Source organism: Schlesneria paludicola DSM 18645 (assembly GCF_000255655.1).
GTDB lineage: Bacteria > Planctomycetota > Planctomycetia > Planctomycetales > Planctomycetaceae > Schlesneria > Schlesneria paludicola.
Genome location: NZ_JH636435.1, coordinates 1,429,832 through 1,448,868, shown reverse-complemented (window position 1 = coordinate 1,448,868; position 19,037 = coordinate 1,429,832). Strand labels below are relative to the sequence as shown.

Below are 19,037 nucleotides of genomic sequence, written 5' to 3'. Positions count from 1 at the left end.
CGCGATCGCGCGAAGGAGGGGCGACAGGGATCGAAGGAGCGAAGATGGCCTCGTACACAAAGACTCTGTGTCTTTTGATGGTGGTTTGTTGCGGTTGCCGCGCGGCGGAGAATCGTCATTCCATCAGCCATCGTCCACGGCAGAAGGCCACTTCGAACAATGTGGTCGCGCGTTCCGACGGCGAAACGACGGATCGCAATCTCGTTGCCGATAACACCATCGCGAATGACGTCGAGGCAGACTCGGGCCGAACGATCCTGACGGTCTCTGGCGAGGAACCGGCGCGGGATGACGATGCCAAGACGCCGGTCCCACCCACGAGCAGTCTGTCATTGGCGAGCAGCATTGCGCTGGGGTTGTCGCAGAACCCTGATCTGACCGCGCTTCGGCAGGCCGAACATGTCAGCGTCGCGGCCCTTGGAGTCGCCGAGACGTATCCGTTCAATCCCTCCGTTCAAGTGCAGGCGACGCCCTATCAGGACAATGCGCGAACCGAAACCCCTGGGACGACCTATCACTACATTCTGCTCATGCAGACGATTCAGTTGGCACACCAGCAGCAGTTTCGCGAACAAGGGGCGGTGTCGACTTTGAACAGCACGCGATGGAATATCCATCAAGCGGAATTGCAGAACGTCGCTCAAACCGAGCGGCTCTATTTCACGACGCTCTATTTGAGCGGATTATTGGAGTTGGCCAAAGCGAACGACGACAACAACCAGCAACTGCTGCAGACGTTGGAAAAGCAGCTTGAGGCGGGACAGGCGACCGCGGCCGATGCGGCAATTGTGCGTGTTGATGCACGCTCCACACACCATCAGCTTCGGCTGGCCAAGGTGAATTACGAAACGGCGTTGCGCGACTTCAAGCGGCAGATCGGAATCGATCCTGATGACCCGTCATCCGTTGTCGGCGACCTGCGTGTCATGAGCTGGCGAACGCCGTCACTGATCTTTTTCGAGCCGCAAGCGATCAAGGCTGACCTGGTTCCAGAGCGCGAACAGCAGCGCGAAAAGTTCATGATTGCCAGCAAGGCCGCCGCGCGTCCGGACGTGATGGCCGCGCTGTCCGACATCGAAGTCGCTCGAGCGAACCTTTGCCTGGCAACGGCTTCTCGCACGCCAGACCTTCAAATTGGCCCGTACTATCAACGCACGGCCGATGGAACGACGTTCCTGGGGTTCAGGGCCCAAGTCGATTTGATGATTGTCAATTCGGGCAAGCCTCTTGAGCGACAGCGGGCTGCAGAACTGAATCAAAGGGCAATGATGTGGCAGCAGACGGCACGACGTGCCGAGCTCGAAGCCGCCGCCGCATGGGAACGGTACAAGCTGGCGTACGACGCCGTTGCGGAAGAGGCTCAATCCGGGATTGGGGAACTTCCGAATGAGTTGCAGCGTTTGGAACAGCAGTTCTTGGCCGGTGAAGTGGACTTGGTGCGTGTTGTCCAGGCCCGCGCCAGCATTATCCAGAACCAGCGTGCTCGTCTCGATCTGATGAATGAGCTTTCTCAATCCGCGGCCAATCTGACCGGCGTCACGGGAATTCCCGTCGAAGAATTGCTGGAATAACGCGTCTCGCTCGCGTGTCGAAACACGTGCCTGGTTCCCTATCTGTTCAAACGCGCCATGACATCGTAAACGCCAGCGTGCCTGTCTTTATTCACCAGGCTGTTACTGGGACGCGCAGTCTACGGATTCGAAGCATGAGCCGGAATGAGCTCTGCTGTGATAAGGTAGACTGTTTCGATCGTTGTCTTCGTCACCGTTGTTTTTTTGAATCGATCGCCGATGACGGGAAGGTTGCCCATCAAGGGCACGATCGACGTACTGGCCGCATTCCGTACGAGGGGCTCTCCCCATACGGCAATCGTCTGTCCAGGCTGTAGCAGTTGAATCGAATCGAGCTCGACCGGCGTCCCTTTGGAGTTCCGCGTCGATGCTTGAACCCGAACCTTGTTGCTCGATTGCAGCGTCGTTGTCATCACCAGGGAAGACGTTTGCTTCCAGTCGAATGTCTCAACCGCAGTCTGGTGGCGGTCACCCTCTTGCGTCGAGTCGATATTTGGAGACACGCACTGTTGAAACGCCTCGACTTCCGTCAGGTTGGTCCGATCAAGCTGCGCGAATGTGACCGGTTGACCATCATAGGAAATTCGGGTTTGCCCCCGACCAAGATGCGATTGATCGGAGCTGAGGAGTCTTGTGATCGACGGCCCGATGGACTTGCTCTTCAGGACTCGAGACTTGAAGGTCTGTCGGCCGATTGTCTCGGACGTCGCTTCTTCTGAAGACGATGCTGCAAAAAGTTTGTCAAATAGGGCGTCGGTGTTCGGTGCGCGCGTGTATCGCAAGCATCGCACCTGAATCGCAAATCGAGTTTCAGACGACTCGTCGACCTCGCGAACGCGGGCCGGCATCGTGAAGTCCAACTTTGTCGTTACGGTCGGATTTGTTTCACTGCCGATCGCCATTAAGGGAAGCTGCGGAGGATTTTGCTCGTAAGCACGTCGTTGGATCGTCACGAACAGCATCAATGTGCAGACGACGGCAAGAATCAAGTATTTCATGTCCGACTTCCATGTCGTAAGGAATTGTGTTGCCAGGCACAATCAACAGACTGCCAGGTCAAAACGACGTGGGCGAGTCTACATTAAACGCGCTTTCTGGTCGATACACGGCGGATTCCAATAAACTGGCAAAATGTGACGGTCCCCCTCGCTCCGGGCTATGAATGGATACGAGGTTGGTCTCTGCCGAATTGGAGCACTTGTTACTTCACCATCAATGATTGGGCGTTTCGTCTTCACTCTGAAGGAGTGCCCTCACCTGCTCCCAATTGAAGACCTGTGACAGCACTGGCCAAGCTCTAATCAATCGAATCAGGGTGGCCCAATCGCGTAGAATGGCACCGATTCCAATTCCAAAAAGCAGGAATGCAAACCGGATGTCCTCGTTTGCGAGAAAGAAAAATCCACCACTGACTGTGGCGACAAGGATCATGAGATGCGCCGGAAGGTATAAGCAAATCAAGCCCCCAAAGGATGGAGGCTTCTGGTGAAAACGTTGATACTGAACAAGCAAATTGCGTTGAAAATGGGTAAGCAACATGGATTGCAATCGTTCCTTGATAGATCGGTCAGCAGCGAAATTTGCTGTGAGAGACGATGAAAATCGGTAAGGCGATAGGCAAGTTCACGTGTTCGAAACTCGACGAAACGAGCGAAAGACGAAATTCGCTCGCGATTTCCCCGGACATATTACGGATTGCCAAGCGTGCGTGTACATTCGAGGTGCCTATTCGGACAAAATCATTGATCACTTGCCAAGTTTCGATTCCGAAGTACCTGTTGCGCTAGCAGCCTGTTGAAGTGACGGGGACTGGCTCCGACCAGATTAAAAAACGCCATGACATCGTAAATACCGATGTGCCTATTCCCCTTACTTTAACAGGCGGCTAGATGACGCGATCGGTGTTCCGCCACGAAGGGTTAGTACCACGAACACTCCCAACCGCTCCGATGATCCACTGTCCGAATTATCCACTAACAGCAATGAAGTGACTGCTGATACCTCATCGATCGCGGCTCCTCCACAAGTGGATGGTTCCACCATTGTCGGAATTGGCGCCTCGGCAGGGGGACTTGAGGCATTAGAGCTATTTTTCAAGAGCGTTCCAGTCGCCTCGGGCTTCGCGTTCGTTGTGGTTCAGCATCTTGATCCGACTCACAAGGCGGCGCTTGTCCAATTGATTCAGCGGTCCACGCCGATGCCGGTGGTCGAAATCGAGGATCAGATGCGGGTCGAAAAAGATCACATTTATGTGATCCCTCCCAATCGAGATCTGTCGATTTTCAGTGGCAGGCTGCACCTGCTTGAGCCGGCCGAGCGTCGCGGACTAAGGCTGCCAATCGACTTCTTCTTTCGTTCACTCGCCCAGGATCAAAAGGAGCGTAGTGTTGGCGTGATCCTTTCCGGTATGGGGTCGGATGGCACGCTTGGACTGCGAGCGATCAAGGAAATGGGTGGGACGGTCTTTGCACAGGCCCCCGGGTCAGCCAAGTTCGATAGCATGCCTCGCAGTGCGATTGATGCCGGGTTCTGTGACGTTATCGCTGCGGCCGAAGAACTCGGTCCGAAACTCGTCGCCGTTCTTCGGCACCTGCCTGGCTCCAGGAACTCTGCTGATCTGAGTGTCCGCGATGCGGATCGAGTGGGGTTGGATAAGGTGATCGTCTTGCTGCGCGAGCAAACGGGTCAGGACTTTTCACAGTATAAGAAAACGACGATCTATCGCCGAATCGAGCGGCGGATGGGCCTGCATCAATTGATCGGAATCAACGATTATGTCCGATACCTGCGCAATAATCCTCAAGAAGTCACCCTGCTCTTTAAAGAACTTCTAATTGGAGTCACGAGTTTCTTTCGCGATCCGCCAATGTGGGAACAACTCAAGGAGGAGATCTTGCCCGCTCTCGTGGCAGGACAACCTCAAGGAGGACAAATCCGTGCCTGGACCGCGGGATGTTCGACAGGGGAAGAGGCTTACACGCTGGCAATGATTTTTTATGAGGTTCTCGACGCCGCGAGCCCCCCTGTTCCATTGACGCTGCAAATCTTTGCAACCGATCTGGACAAAGACGCAATTGACAGGGCCCGCGCGGGGATTTTCCCGGACAATATCGTGGCGCATGTATCCGAGGAACGTCTTCAAAAGTTTTTTGAACGCGATGATCGCGGCTATCGAATCCGCGGTGATATTCGCGAAATGGTCATCTTTGCGCCACAGAACATGACGATGGACCCTCCGTTTACCAGGCTCGATCTGGTGATTTGCCGCAATGTTCTGATCTATCTTGAGCCCAAATTGCAAAAGGAGCTGCTTCAGCTCTTTCACTACTGTCTCAATCCGCGTGGAATCCTGGTCCTGGGAAATTCGGAAACGGTGGCGCAGTGTCCCGACCTGTTCGATTCCCACGCTGGAAAAACGCGAATCTATCGTCGACTTGACGATTTGATGCGCACCAGTCGCGTCGAACTTCCTTCCACGTTCGGTCGTGTTCGGACTACGTCGGTCGCGACGTCCAACGCACCCGCGCCGGTCACAAATCTACAGACGTTGGCGGACTCGTTGATGCTCAGCAGCTATTGTTCGCCCGCCGTGCTGACGACGGCATCGGGTGACATTACGTACTTTGGCGGAAAGGTGGGGAAGTATCTTGAACCCGCCGCGGGAAAGGCGAACCTCAGTATCTTTGCGATGGTACGTAAACGACTGGGAGGGGCGTTGCACGCGGCATTTGCCAAATCGGTTCGAGAGAAAATCCCCGTCACCATGAGCGACGTGCTCTTGGAAGCAGACGGCCGAGAGCAATCGGTCAAGATCACCGTTCAGCCGGTGATGCAGCCATCGGAACTCAGGGAATTGTTTTTGGTGCTCTTTGCCGACATCGATGGCGTCATCCGTGATCAACCAGGCAGTCAAGTCGAGCAAGTCTGGGCTTATGCCGATCGAATTGCCGAGCTCACGGAGGAAGTGCAGCAAGCTCGAAGCGAGTTGCAGGCCGCGCACGAGGAAATGCAGACGTCTCAGGAGGAACTGAAATCTGCGAATGAAGAACTGCAGTCGACGAATGAAGAGCTTCAAAGTACCAATGAAGAACTGACCACATCGAAAGAAGAGATGCAGTCGATGAACGAAGAACTGCAAACTCTGAATCAGGAGTTGCAGGCCAAAGTCGACGAATTGTCGGAAGCTAGCGATGACATGAAGAATTTGCTGAACAATACCGAAATTGCCATTCTGTTTTTGGATAACAATCTCAAGGTTCGGCGATTCACAAATCAAACGACGCGTATCATTAAATTGATTCCGAGTGATGCGGGCCGTTCGATTACCGATTTGGTCTCGGTTCTGGACTATCCAACGATGGCCCAGGATGTCAACGATGTGCTGCGGACTCTTTGCTTTCATGAATGTCAAGCCACGACAAACGATGGCCGCTGGTTCACGGTGCGCATCATGCCTTATCGCGCACATGACAATCGAATCGATGGAGTCGTGGTCACATTTGTCGATATCAGTGATTCGAAAAAACTCGAAATGACATTGCGTCAAACACTGGCAGCATTGCAAGATCGCTGTTCAGGACAAACAATAGAGCTTGAAACGGCCAAAACATTGGAACTGCTGATTCAACAGGCACAAGTTGTCCTCAATAAGAAGCTAACCGATCAATCGATTGAACTTTCTGTTCTTAAGGCAGACCTCAACACGAACAAAAAGAATCAACCATGACCCTGGAGCCGCGACCGGAGGGGGCCGACCTGCGTCGCCGAGCAGAATTGCGTCTTCCCAATGAGACGCCGCACGCCAATTCGCTTCGCTCGGGCGAAGAGACTGAACGATTGCTGCACGAACTACAGGTTCACCAGATTGAACTGGAAATGCAGAATGAGGAACTGCGCGAATCGCGATTGCAGTTGGAAAAACTGACCGCGCAGATGACTGACCTCTATGACTTCGCCCCGATTGGTTATGTCACCTTGGGCGTGGATGGCGTCATCAAACAAGCGAACCTGGCGGCGGCGGAGCTCATTGAAACTGAACGTGCACAAATGGTTGGGCGAAAGCTGGCTTCGTTCGTGCTGGATATGGATCGCAGGGCATTCAAAACGAAGTTCATGAGCATTTTTGACGAGGATTGTCCGCAGACCTTCGACGTGTGTCTCAAGCAAAAATCAGGTGCCGTAAGGATTGTACAAATCCGGGCGACTCGCACGCCCGATGCACAGGAATGCCGCGCCGCGCTGATCGAGATCACGGAACAGTCACAGGCGCAATCGGCTTTGCGTGAGAGCGATCAACGCTTTCGTGCCGTGATCGAGGCGCTCCAGGAGGGGTTCACGCTCGAGACTCCCGATGAGGGGGTCGTGCTATGCAATCAGAGCGCATGGCGAATTCTGGGACTGACTCATACGCAGTTGATGGGACGTCTGATGGTGGACCCACAGTGGCGAGCCGTCCATGAAGACGGGACCGTGTTTCCTAACGATGAATTTCCCGCCGCAGTCACGATGCGTGATGGAATCGCCCAGAGTCAAGTCGTTATGGGATTTGATAAGCCGAATGGAGACTTGGTTTGGATCTCCGTCAATTCCGTTCCGCTGAATCATCAATCGCTACCCAGGACGGTGGCCGTGACATTCACGGACATTACTGATCGCAAGCGGATCGAAAAGGCGCTAGCGGCCAGTCAACTTCGCATGGAACAGCTCTCACGACAGCTTTTGACAACACGTGAGACCGAATTGCAGGCGTTGTCGCGCGAGCTGCATGATGAAATTGGACAGTTGTTGACAGTGATGAGAATGAACCTGCGAAGGACGCAGTCCCTCGTCGATGACGAGATTCGTGGACGACTCGATGAGAATATCTCCTTGATCGATCAGGGGATCGGCAGGGTTCGCGATCTGTCGCTCCGGTTGCAGCCACCGCATCTCAAAGAGTTGGGGCTTGTCGCCGCGTTACACTGGTATCTAAGGCACCAGGGGGAACTGACGGGAATCGAGATTCATCTGGCGGTGGGAGACACCGAAATCGACATTCCGAAAGAACTGGGGTTTGTCTGCTTTCGAATCACGCAAGAAGCGATCACCAATGCCATTCGCCATGCCAATATGGCGCGTGCGGAAGTCGAATTGCGACGCGATGCCAATCAACTGGTGCTGACAATCAGCGATGATGGACGCGGGTTCGATGTCGATGCGGCATTTGAGCGTGCCGCTGTGGGGGGCAGCCTGGGCCTGATCAATATGTCAGAGCGTGCACGACTGGCAGGAGGTGACCTGAAAGTGACCTCCGCACCCGGTGCCGGAACGAAAATCTATGCCTGGTTCCCGTTCCTTCCGCAAGATTGACCACACGGATTGCCGACCTCGTCTGGCAGAGAGACTGAACGTTGAGTTGCCCCTTGTTCGTGGTCTCACAGTGAGACGGCGTCCTGTTGAAGCAAGTCGATGACGTCATCGGGTTCTCCCTCCCGAAACTGACCTCCCTGCAAAATCAGGGAACAGGTATACAGTTCGTTTTCCAGAATCCTGGGATGGTTTGGTATTCCCGGCTCGCGTTAGGAAAGGCGAGCCATCAAGTGTTCGTTCGCGACATGCCGTCAGGATCGTCGTTTCGAATTCGCCTTGTGGATCTTCGAACCTGAATTGCGCCGATGCGCTTATCGCGAGGCCAGCGGGCCTGTGGGCAAAGCTCGGGAATCTGTCATGTCAGGACAAGATGGTTGTCCCACAAGGTAGTCGTTCATAGGCCGGGGACTGACTCATTTTCATGCGGTCAAGAGAAGGCTTACCTAGTCGATGCAGTGTGGAATTTAATTTAATCGGGAATATATGCCTGCCCCCTCTCTTCGAGCTGCGAACGTTTACTCCGGCGAGTCAATGTTGTGATGGTAACTCTGAATTGGCGGACTCAAAAAGTTCGGATGTCGGGTTACGGAACGGGGAATGCACTGATCGTCGTGTGTTGACGCATTCCGAAACCGTTCACAGGCCGGGGACTGGTTCATTCTCCCGCGGTCAAGGGAAGGATTACTTGAGTCGATGCCCTGTAAATTCCAGTTTAACCGGGAAAATCTGTCTGTCCCGCTGTCTTCCGACCGTTAACGGTGACACGCAATCCGGTCGAAAGTCGGGATCGCGACGATGCAATCAACGAATGGATGTCTCAATGGAATGATCGGGCCAATCTTTCACTGCCAATCACGATCACAGCCTGCTGAAATCACGGGACTAGCTCAATACGGATTTGAAAACATACAGATTCGAATCGGTACAGATTCGAAAACGCCACGACCAGGTGAACACGAAGATGCTTGCCCCCTGATTTCAATAAGCTGATAACCAAGCGAGTGAAGTATGGACCCACATGCCAAAGCGATTCTCCATACCCTTCCGGATGATCGCCGCCAACGCAGTACCATGGTGGGTGTCGTCTTGTTTACCGTGTGTCTCTGCGCGTGGATGATTTGCGTCCTGACGGTTGCTCTGGCGCCCATTTGGCTGTCAGTTTTTGCATCAATTGTGAGTGGATTCGCCATCTCGACATTGTTTATCGTCGGCCACGATGCTTGTCATGGAAGTTTGGTTCCCTCTCGTCGCCTGAATCGAATCATTGCGACCTTAGCATTTCTACCGGCATTGCACCCCTTCTCGACATGGAAAAGAAATCACAATGGGATGCATCATGTTTGGACGAATCTCAAGCACGAAGATCCTGGTTACGCGCCGTGGTCCTTCGACGAATTCCGACGGCTGCCGCTCATCAGGCGGTTGATGGAACGCGTATATCGCACGCGGACGACGGCTGGGTTGGGGCTGTTCTATTTCGTAGAAGTCTGGTGCAAATATCAGATCTTTCCTGGGCGGGCTCACGGTCCAGCGAACCAACATGAGTTTCAACGAGATCGTTTGCTCGTCACCGTCTTTCTGATCGGGCAGTGCGCCGGAATGTACTTGATGGCGAGTGTCACCAATCGACCATCGCCGGTGTTGTTTACGATCTTTGCGATTGTGGCTCCGTATGCCGTCTTCTTTTCGTTGATGGGATTCGTCACCTTTCAACATCATACGCATCCAGAAATTCCCTGGTTCGATCAACGTGAGGAATGGACCTATTTTCAAGGCCAGGTCCGGGGAACCACGCACATTCAGTTTCCACGCTTCTGCGATGTCATTCTGTTGAACATTCTTGAACATTCTGCCCACCATGTTGACCCGTTGATTCCGCTGTACCGCCTTCCCGAAAGCCAAAACGCTTTGGAGGACGCCTATCCCCAGACCGTCAAAATCATCGCCTGGAATCCGCTCGTCCTCTGGAAGACACTCAGTTGCTGCAAGCTTTACGACTACGAACAGCATCGCTGGCTCGACTTTGCAGGAAAACCAACAACAGCAAGGCAGTACATTGCGGGCTCGTCGTTGGCGCCGTCTTGCAAGGACCACGTCAAGATCGCGAGCAGTGTTGTCGCGTGCGATCTCGTTCCGAGCGGGGTTGATCGCCTCTAAGTGCGGGATTCATCGACGTCTCGCGGGATTCGCCTTACGTTTGTGTGATCCGCGACGGCTGTTTCCACGTTCTAAGTCTGCTGCCGATTGACGGATTGCAGGCAACAACGGCAGACGCCGTCGGCCTGTCACCAGAAAATTCACGAACGGAATTGGGTCATGTCCACGCAATGGGAATATCAGACGCTGAAGCTGCAGACAGAGTTCGGCTACACCACCGGAACCGATTTTGATTCGAGCGGCTTTCAGGTCAAACTCAATCAACATGGCGAACAGGGGTGGGAACTCGTTTCCGTCTGCCCCATCGAAAAAGTCCGAGGGGGCGCGAAATTCCTGATTGCGGTCATGAAAAGACCAAGGTAATCCTTGGCAGAGTAACCGTCGATTGATGCCAGGGAGATCTCAGGCCGGGGATGGCTCATGTCCCCACGGCAACGTGAAGGATTGCTTTGGTCGAAACGATGTGGGTTCCGATGACCCGGGAAAATGCGCCCGTCCCTTGCCGTCGAGATGTGGCGCGGCGGTCATCCCCAGACGTGAAGCATGATTCGGCCGATCGTCCGGCGCATCGTGTCTGGCGGTGTCGTTACAAAGTAGGCAATCAGCGCAACGACGGCGCAAGGAATGGCTTTTTCGAGAATTGTGTCGCGCATCGTTCGTGTTCCCCGTGGCCCGAAGGAATCACTGAACCCTATTTCGAAAATATGACCGATTTGATCGCGCTCGCCAGATTGGCTTCGGATTGCGCAGAGTTCCGAAAAACCCGAGCCATCAATTAGGCTTGTATCGCTTTCTCTCGATTTTCGAGGTTTCGCGGTGCGTACGTTTAACGGTTCGCTTATCGCAACGTCGACCGTCTGGTGTGCGAGTAGGAGCCTTCAAATGTCGAATCACTCGATTATGGATTGCCCTGGGGTTGTGGGAATGCCCATAATTGCGGATGGCAATCCGTCGTTTGGAACGTGACCGCCCACTTCGATTACGACGTTCCAGTATCTGTAATCACGCCGCCCATCGAAACGTCATTGCGGTAGCCGCCTCTTGAAATCAAGGACGGCCACAATCGTGTTCATGATGTCATTGCGTTTTTAAATCGATGCGGAGTCAGCCCCGCTTAATCAACTTTCCACGTGTGGTCTTCGGGCAACTGCGCCGTAAGGCACTTCGAATATTTTGGGATTTGCAGATTCATGGTCAGAAATTCATCACGACCTCCGGACGATACGACGTCCAAACCGCCCGCATCGTCGAAGTCAGCTGCGGCAAGAAATGGTCGTAAACCGCGAACCGTCAAAAAAGGGGACACCGTCCCCGAACTCCGGGCATCCGATATCGCCAAGTTCGAGGCAGGGGAATCGGTCAACGCCGCGCAAGACGCGCTGGTCGAAGCCGTCAAAGACGTTGTCGACATCACGATCCCGCATGACGCTGCCTCACTGGCCCGCTCCTTGCAAGCGATTGTGGAAGGAGCATCTCCCGATGACGCGGCATTGTTGCGACAAGTGATGCAGCAGGTCGCCGTTCCCGAGTCCAGCAAGGACGTGAATCCCGACGCAGAGTTGGCTGAAGACTGGCGAGACGGCGGGTATCCCTACAAGAACCTGCTGTCGCGGAAAAGTTATGAAACCCAGAAGTATCATCTTCAGGTCGAACTGCTGAAGTTTCAGGCCTGGGTCAAGTCCGCAAAACAGAAGGTTGTGATCTTGTTTGAGGGCCGCGATGCGGCCGGCAAGGGAGGAACCATTAAGCGGTTTATGGAACATCTCAATCCTCGCGGTGCCCGCGTTGTCGCTCTCGAAAAGCCCAGTGACGTCGAACGGGGACAATGGTACTTCCAGCGCTATGTGCAGCATCTTCCGACCGCCGGCGAAATCGTGATGTTCGATCGATCTTGGTACAACCGCGCGGGCGTCGAGCGAGTCATGGGGTATTGCACAAATGAGGAATACTCCGAATTTATTCGCCAGGCGCCCGAATTCGAACGGAATCTGGTTCGTAGCGGCGTGCATCTGGTCAAGTTCTGGTTCTCGGTCAGCCAGTCTGAGCAGCGACGACGATTCGAAGAACGAAAGGCCCATCCGTTAAAACAATGGAAACTGTCTCCGGTCGATCTGTCATCGATTGATAAATGGAATGACTACACACGAGCGAAAGAAGCCATGTTTTTCAGTACGGACACGGCGGATGCGCCGTGGACCGTGCTGAAGTCCGATTGCAAGAAGCGGGCTCGTCTTAATGCAATGCGATATGTGCTTCACCGCTTGCCGTACACGAACAAAGACATCAAAGCGATCGGCCCGCTTGATGCATTGCTCGTCGGCAGGGCCAATATCGTCTACGAGCGGGGTGAGAATCCGGCGGGCGTCCCGGTGATGTAAACGGTTGTTGACACGCGATGGATTGCCGTCTTCGAATCGTCCGTATCGCACGCCCCGGAAAAACAAAAATGGCGGTGTGGATGCGAACGCTGCGGATCGCCGATACCATGAAGTGCTTTCGGATTCAGAAAGAACTCCCACCCACGCCTTCCGGGTAGAAGAACTCATCCCGTCATCATGATCGGTCAGAAACAGTCCGTCGTCCGGAAATGGGATTTTACCGTCGGACGCCTTCCCTGGTGGAAGCGATTGACGCCACCTCAATTGTTCGTGGGCTCCTTTGCGCTGCTCGTTGCATTTGGCACGATCGGCTTCAAGTGCCTGCCCGGACTCTACACTGGCGCGCCTCTGACCTGGGAAGAATCGCTTTTTACGACGACAAGCGCGGTCTGCGTGACCGGGTTGATTGTGGTCGACACAGCCACTCGTTTTACGCCGCTCGGTCAGGCTTATGTGCTCTTGCTGATTCAGTTGGGCGGGCTGGGGGTCATCGCCTTTACCAGTCTTGTCATGGTGATCCTGGGCAAGCGACTTTCGTTGCGGCACGAGTCGCTGGCGAGTGCCTCTGCGAGTGCCGCCACATCTCTCGAACCGCGACAACTGGTGTTCGATGTCGTTCGCTTTACGATCTATATCGAAGCGGCCGGTGCCGCGCTGCTGTATCTGATCTGGGTCCCTCGTCTGGGTTGGCGTGGAGCGATCTGGCCGGCCGTATTCCATTCGATCAGTGCCTTCTGCAATGCGGGTTTTTCGACATTCTCGGATTCGTTGATTGGCTATCAGGAATCTCCCGCAACACTGATTGTGATTTCGGCCTTGATCGTGGCAGGCGGTCTTGGTTTCTTGACGCTCGAAGAGCTCGCCCCATTTGTTCAACCTCACTGGCATAAACAGAAGTTCCGCGTATCGATCAACTCGCGGCTGGTACTGATCACAACCACGATCCTGGTTTTCGGTGGCGCGGCCGCCTGCGCGATCCTGGAGTGGAATCAAACTTTGAAAGATCTGCCGACCGGGGACCGTCTGGCCAATGCACTCTTTATGAGCGTCACGGCGCGAACGGCGGGGTTCAATTCCATCGACTATGCAAAGGCTTCAGACAGCACCAATTTCTTAACCATCCTGCTGATGACGATCGGGGGTTCGCCCGGGTCGACCGCGGGGGGGATTAAAACGACGACCTTCGCGTTGCTGGGCTTGCTCGCCTGGTCGCGGATGAAGGGGGACGATCCAATTCATATTTTTGGACGCTCGCTTCCCAAAGATACGATTGATCGAGCCGTTGGCCTGAGCGTCATTTCGTTTACCACTGTCACAGTCGGAATTCTGTTTCTGGCGGTGACGGAACGCGGAACGGAAACGGGAGGTTTTCTCGATCGGATGTTCGAAGCGGTCAGCGCGTTCAATACGGTCGGTGTTTCAACAGGCATCACGGCCAACCTGTCTTCGGCGGGCAAGGGAATTATCATTACATTGATGTTTGTCGGTCGCGTTGGGCCGCTCAGTGCTGCGGCAATCCTCGCCCGCCCGGCGAAAACGATGGCACGTTTTCGCTACGCATACGAAGATGTCATGGTCGGATGATGCTTTACGGCAGCGTGCGCCAGAGATAGGAATGAAATGAAAAGGTTTGTGGTGGTGGGCTTGGGAAACTTCGGCAGCAGCATTGCCGAAGCGCTCTATGGTCAAGGGCATGAAGTGATCGCCGTCGATCCTCGTCCAGATGCTGTCGATCGTGTCGCGGCGGTGGTGACGCGGGCGGCGGTTGCCGATGGAAAAGATCAGGAATCGCTCAAACGCATCGGGGCGAAAGGCGCCGACGTCGGCATCGTCAGTACCGGCGACGATATTACCGCCAGTATTCTGGCCGCGATGGCGCTGCGCGATCTCGATGTCAAAGATGTGTACGCCAAAGTCATCTCGCGCGATCATGCTCGCGTGATGGAACGCATGGGGGTGACGGAAACCGTCTTTCCAGAACGTGACTCGGCACTGGCACTCGCCTCGCGCTTGTCGGGTTTGGCCGTGCTCAACTATGTCCGCCTGGGAACGGGGTTCAGTATTCAGGAAATGGCCGTCCGCGACGAATGGATTGGCAAGTCGCTGCGCGAACTGGAGCTTCGCAAACGATACTCCATTTCAGTGATTGCCCTCCATGATATGCTGACGGATGAAATCACGTCGGCCCTTGATCCCGACGCACGACTCAAGGAATCCGAGACGTTGCTGGTCGCGGGGCAGGACGAGTTCCTGGCACGCGCGGCCCGGCAGTCGTAACGGGCGTAACTCACCCGCAGGCTTCACGTCACTCTGTAGTGTGGACTTGCGAATGGACGTCTCGATCACGTAACCGGAATGGCCGTGCTGGAGTAGGGGCTCGGGCCTTTCTGGACGGAACCACCCGTTGTGCGAATTGCCTCACATTTGCCTGGCCTTGTATGATTGGGCAGTTACCGCGTCGATTTAAGGGATGGATCGAGCATTCATGAAAAAGAAACAGGCAGAGTCTGGCGAGATCGAAGCGGTTGCTCAATTGCGGCAACTGCTGTCGGACGTTGGCCTGCGGACGACGGCCGCAAGGACGGCGGTGCTGCGCTGGTTGCAACGTTCAAAAGCACCCGCCACCCATGCGGAAATTGCGTTGGATCTCGTTCCCCTCGGTTTTGATAAGGCAACCGTCTTCCGAAACCTGAACGACCTTTCGGACGTGGGGCTCGTGACACGTTCCGAGTTGGGTGACCGTGTCTGGCGATTTGAGCTTCGGAATCCAGCGCATACGGACGTTCCACATCCGCACTTCGTCTGTATCGATTGCGGTCGAATCATCTGTCTACATGACCTGGATTTGCCTCATTCGGCGAAGAAAGAGTTAGCCCCCGTGGGAAAAGTGACCGAGATTATGATGCGTGGGCGCTGCGTCGCATGCGGCTGATTGTTGTGTGAACTGCCGCACGAAAATTCATGCTGCGCGGAAATCGTCGAAATTCCTTTTTTTGCATAAATTTGTTCTTGCACTTCGATTGCATTACGCGTAGGTTCAGTCAGGATCTCGTGGAGTTTCCAACCTGAATTGACACGTCGATGAACTCGCAAGAAGCAGGCCAACAAGCCTGCGGGCGGTGCTCATTAACATGTTGAGTCCGAACGGTTGCGCCACTTGTCGAAATTCAATCGGATTGATCTGCCTCGGGAATGATGTTGTGTTTGGCCGTCTGACACATCTGGTTGCTCTAGTCGCCATGGTGGCCCACATTTGGGTCAACCTGATTGTGGCGCCGTGGCACCATTTGGTCGCGCATCAACTGCCCGCCGCCCACGCCGGTGATCACGACCGAGCCTCGCGTGTTGAACATTGTCATTGCCATCACCATGTTCACTGCAAGCCCGCTTCGACTGCGACGCGGTCCGATCAACAGTCGTCGCAGGTGCCGATGGCTCCGCACGATGACGATAGTTGTCCCGTTTGTCATGTTCTGACGCAATCGTTTGCGCAGATCGAGATTCCGCCTGTTCTGCCCACGCGTGAGAGTCGCGAACAGACTCCACCCGTGTTCGTGATCCAGCCATCGCTGGGGGCGTTGATCGACCCTGTATCGCGCGGACCACCATTGGTCTGATTGCGTCTATTCTTTTTTGCGCCAGCGCGCTGCCCATTCGTTTCTGGCAACGCTAGCTGCGCCTCTCTTGCTTCGTCGCGGCATCATGACGTCGATTGCGGCCGCATCATTGCGCCACAAGATCGCTCGTTCGCCTGCGCATTTATCGATTTATCATTCGCCTTGTCTGAAGGACTGTGTCATGTTGCGCCCAAAATCGGTTCGTGGATTTACGTTGATCGAGCTCTTGGTGGTCATTGCCATCATTGCCGTTCTCATCGCCCTTTTACTTCCTGCCGTCCAGCAGGCGCGAGAAGCGGCACGCAGAACCCAGTGCCGGAACAATCTCAAGCAAATCGGTTTGGCACTACACAATTATCATGACATTTCGAATTCGTTGCCGCCCGGTTGGGTGGGAATTACGAATGGAGCGTCCGATATTTATGGAATAAATGGCTGGGGTTGGGCATCGCGAATCCTGCCTCAGCTCGATCAAGGTCCGCTGTTCAATCAGTTGAACTTCAACCTGAAAATGGAATCCACAACCAACGAGACAACACGCTTAACACCTCTTGCCGCCTTTCGGTGCCCTTCCGATGTGGCGCCAGGAACCACCTGGACAATCCAGGATGCGGGTGGAACCGATCTCGTCAAATTGCCCGTCGGCAATTACGTTGGCGTGTTCGGTACCAGCGACATCGACGATTGCGTGGGCCTTCCGAATAGCCCCTGCATGGGTGAGGGCGCGTTTTTTCAGAACAGTCGCATTCAATTTCGTGATTTCACCGATGGACTCAGTAACAGCATCGTGGTCGGAGAACACAAAACTCGCCGCGATGTCGGATTTAACTGGACGTCGACCTGGGCCGGTGTGGTCGCCAACGGTGACGACGCCATCGTGCGGATTCTGGGCACGTGCGATCACACGCCAAACAGCCCCGCGAATCATATCGACGACTTCAGCAGCTACCACGTTGGCGGGGCAAACTTTGTGATGGGCGACGGCGCCGTTCGCTTTGTCAGCACAAACATCGATCTTGGCGTGTATCAACACCTGGCCACGCGCGCTGCAGGGGATCTTGTCGGCGAATTCTAATCAAAGCCCGCTTCGATGTCCTGTTACGTCCTGAGACCAATCTCTGGACGTAACAGATATCCGGTCGATGTGATCCCGGTGTCAACGTAGCGATGGCCATCGCGTTCAGGAGGCGCGTTGCGGCTTGGGGGGCGACGCGGGTCTTTCACATCGATCAGGTCGAGGAAACCAGTTTTACGTCGAAGATCAAAACGCTGTTCGGGGGGATTTTTGCGCCTGAACCCGTCGTCCCGTAGCCCAATGCCGACGGAATGATGAGTTGGGCCACTGTCCCGACCTTCAGCAAGGCAAATGCTTCGTCCCACCCTTTGATGACCGAGCCCGCGCCAAGTGTGAATGTGTAAGGTTCTACATGGCCGAACTGCGGGTCGGTGCTGGAATCGAACGTTGTTCCCTTGGTTCCATCCGAATTCAGGACGTACCCAGTGTAGTCCACGCTGACACTTTTCCCGGCTGTCGGCACCGCACCGGTTCCCTGGGTCGTGATGACATAGTTCAGACCCGACGCGGTTTTCGTCGACGTCAAACTATTGTTGGTCAAGTATTTGCTGATGATGGCCTGTTCGCTGGTGATCGTACCGGTCCCGGTCGCAGAGTTACCACGCGAGTCGGAACTGGTGACGGTCACCGTTGTCGTCTGAGCGGTCAGCGGAGCAGTCGCCAGATTCAATGACCAGTTTCCGGCGGAAGGCGACGTCAGTTGGGCATCGGTTCCCAGCGTATACGTCTTGCCATTGACGGTGACCTTCAGAATCGGTCCATCCGTGGAATCGTATGTCCCCTTAATGATTGGCGTTGTTGTCGCCGCAGATTGAGAGGTGACGGTCGGCGTTGCGATTGTCGTGCTCGACATGACGACATGTGCGTGTTTGTATGTTGGGGTCGTCGAAGTTGACGAAACAGAACCCTGCCACTGATTCACGACAGTCTCGCCGCGCCGCATACCCCTGATCGAGACTGCACCCTTGAAGTCATTGGGGCCATCGGTGGACGTGAGCAGATTGATGACGCCGTCACGTCGCATATCGAATGAGACCGAACCGCTGAATGTCGAATCTTTTGAGTTGATCGTGCCGTCGCGACCCATTCTGACCATGACCGAACCGCCATACGTTGACCCCGTCGACGTGAAGGTGTTGTTCCTTCCTGCTTCGAGGTCGCGCAGGTTGCCGTTGATCGTTGATTGATTGACGATCAACTGACCGACTCGATCCGTGACGTTCCCTTTGACCGTCGTGGATTCGAGGTCAAGCGTATCCCCTGACGAGAATCCCAGGTGGACATCGAGATTGGAGTTCACAGTCGACTGGTCGAGCTTCACCGTGTCGTTGTGTCGTCCGCCGCTGATGCGAACCGAATCGGCGATGACCTTTGTCAGTGTTAACGAGTTGTCCTGTCTGCCAATACCCAGATTGATATTCAGCGATGACAGGGCGGCCGTGCCGTCGCCCGTCACGGTGACCGTGTTGGCATTCCGGTTCAATCGCATGGAGATTGCCGCCGGGCCAGTGATAGTTGCGGTATATGTTGTCAGCGTCTGGTTACCAACTTGGAACGATGTGCCGTTCTGACCGGTCAATACAACTTGCGTCCCCGTATAGGTGATACTGAAGTTGTCGCCCGTCGACTGACGGCCGCGAGTGACGTCGGTCAGATCAATCGAATTGCCATTCACTTGGACGGCGACGAGATTGGTCAGGAGCCGTCGCGATTCGAGAAGCTCCACTTGGGAAACCACCGCACCGCTGCGTGAGCCTGCCGTTGAGTGGATCGATTCCATCCGTCGACGAGGCTGACGATTTCGTGATCCGAGCAACCACGCAGCAACTCGCTGATTCCAATTCCGCAGCATTGTCTGGTCTCAAGCTATAGAGTGATGGCAGGTGCGAAA

14 protein-coding genes are annotated in these 19,037 nt (G+C 54.8%); 11 read left to right on the top strand and 3 right to left on the bottom strand.

Annotated features, from left to right (window positions below; all coding sequences use genetic code 11):
- Positions 1 to 44 precede the first annotated feature (44 nt).
- Entirely contained in the window at positions 45 to 1,571 is a 1,527-nt protein-coding gene (locus OSO_RS0123625) for a TolC family protein (RefSeq protein ID WP_010585550.1), read from the top strand.
- A 119-nt stretch (positions 1,572 to 1,690) separates the two neighbouring features.
- Here OSO_RS0123625 and OSO_RS48460 read toward each other — a convergent pair whose 3' ends face one another.
- A complete protein-coding gene (locus OSO_RS48460) occupies positions 1,691 to 2,569 on the bottom strand; it encodes a hypothetical protein (protein WP_010585549.1) in 879 nt (292 codons plus the stop codon).
- A gap of 989 nt (positions 2,570 to 3,558) precedes the next feature.
- On the opposite strand from OSO_RS48460, the gene OSO_RS0123600 reads away from it, so the two are divergent.
- The 4 genes from OSO_RS0123600 to OSO_RS0123575 all read left to right on the top strand — a co-directional run bounded on the left by OSO_RS0123600 (position 3,559) and on the right by OSO_RS0123575 (position 10,439).
- On the top strand, positions 3,559 to 6,297 hold the full coding sequence (locus tag OSO_RS0123600; RefSeq protein ID WP_202799969.1) for a chemotaxis protein CheB: 2,739 nt from the start codon (positions 3,559 to 3,561) through the stop codon (positions 6,295 to 6,297).
- Positions 6,294 to 7,919, top strand: a complete 1,626-nt coding sequence (locus OSO_RS0123595; protein ID WP_010585546.1) for a PAS domain-containing sensor histidine kinase — start codon at positions 6,294 to 6,296, stop codon at positions 7,917 to 7,919. Before OSO_RS0123600 ends, OSO_RS0123595 begins: the two co-directional genes overlap by 4 nt.
- A 1,008-nt stretch (positions 7,920 to 8,927) precedes the next feature.
- Positions 8,928 to 10,076, top strand: a complete 1,149-nt coding sequence (locus OSO_RS0123580; protein WP_010585544.1) for a fatty acid desaturase — start codon at positions 8,928 to 8,930, stop codon at positions 10,074 to 10,076.
- A 159-nt stretch (positions 10,077 to 10,235) separates the two neighbouring features.
- A complete protein-coding gene (locus OSO_RS0123575) occupies positions 10,236 to 10,439 on the top strand; it encodes a DUF4177 domain-containing protein (protein WP_010585543.1) in 204 nt (67 codons plus the stop codon).
- A gap of 161 nt (positions 10,440 to 10,600) precedes the next feature.
- Here the strand turns inward: OSO_RS0123575 and OSO_RS52305 are convergent, their stop codons facing one another.
- Positions 10,601 to 10,729: a hypothetical protein gene (locus tag OSO_RS52305; protein WP_261340390.1), complete on the bottom strand. Its 129-nt coding sequence runs from the start codon at positions 10,727 to 10,729 to the stop codon at positions 10,601 to 10,603.
- A 537-nt stretch (positions 10,730 to 11,266) separates the two neighbouring features.
- Here OSO_RS52305 and ppk2 point away from each other — a divergent pair.
- The 6 genes from ppk2 (at position 11,267) to OSO_RS0123535 (ending at position 17,146) form a co-directional block, all read left to right on the top strand.
- Positions 11,267 to 12,454: a polyphosphate kinase 2 gene (ppk2, locus tag OSO_RS0123565; protein ID WP_010585541.1), complete on the top strand. Its 1,188-nt coding sequence runs from the start codon at positions 11,267 to 11,269 to the stop codon at positions 12,452 to 12,454.
- A 177-nt stretch (positions 12,455 to 12,631) separates the two neighbouring features.
- Positions 12,632 to 14,038 (top strand): TrkH family potassium uptake protein, encoded by a 1,407-nt coding sequence (locus OSO_RS0123555; RefSeq protein ID WP_010585540.1) that lies wholly within the window; start codon positions 12,632 to 12,634, stop codon positions 14,036 to 14,038.
- A gap of 36 nt (positions 14,039 to 14,074) precedes the next feature.
- The gene (locus OSO_RS0123550; protein ID WP_029247389.1) at positions 14,075 to 14,731 is read left to right on the top strand and encodes a potassium channel family protein; all 657 of its coding nucleotides are present in this window, start codon (positions 14,075 to 14,077) and stop codon (positions 14,729 to 14,731) included.
- Between the two features lie 208 nt (positions 14,732 to 14,939).
- Entirely contained in the window at positions 14,940 to 15,386 is a 447-nt protein-coding gene (locus tag OSO_RS0123545) for a Fur family transcriptional regulator (protein WP_029247388.1), read from the top strand.
- Between the two features lie 268 nt (positions 15,387 to 15,654).
- A complete protein-coding gene (locus tag OSO_RS0123540; protein ID WP_157605409.1) occupies positions 15,655 to 16,071 on the top strand; it encodes a DUF2946 family protein in 417 nt (138 codons plus the stop codon).
- A gap of 181 nt (positions 16,072 to 16,252) precedes the next feature.
- The gene (locus OSO_RS0123535) at positions 16,253 to 17,146 is read left to right on the top strand and encodes a DUF1559 domain-containing protein (protein ID WP_029247387.1); all 894 of its coding nucleotides are present in this window, start codon (positions 16,253 to 16,255) and stop codon (positions 17,144 to 17,146) included.
- 154 nt (positions 17,147 to 17,300) lie between these two features.
- On the opposite strand, the gene OSO_RS51750 is transcribed toward OSO_RS0123535, so the two are convergent.
- Positions 17,301 to 18,998: an FKBP-type peptidyl-prolyl cis-trans isomerase gene (locus OSO_RS51750; RefSeq protein ID WP_010585535.1), complete on the bottom strand. Its 1,698-nt coding sequence runs from the start codon at positions 18,996 to 18,998 to the stop codon at positions 17,301 to 17,303.
- Positions 18,999 to 19,037: the final 39 nt, after the last annotated feature.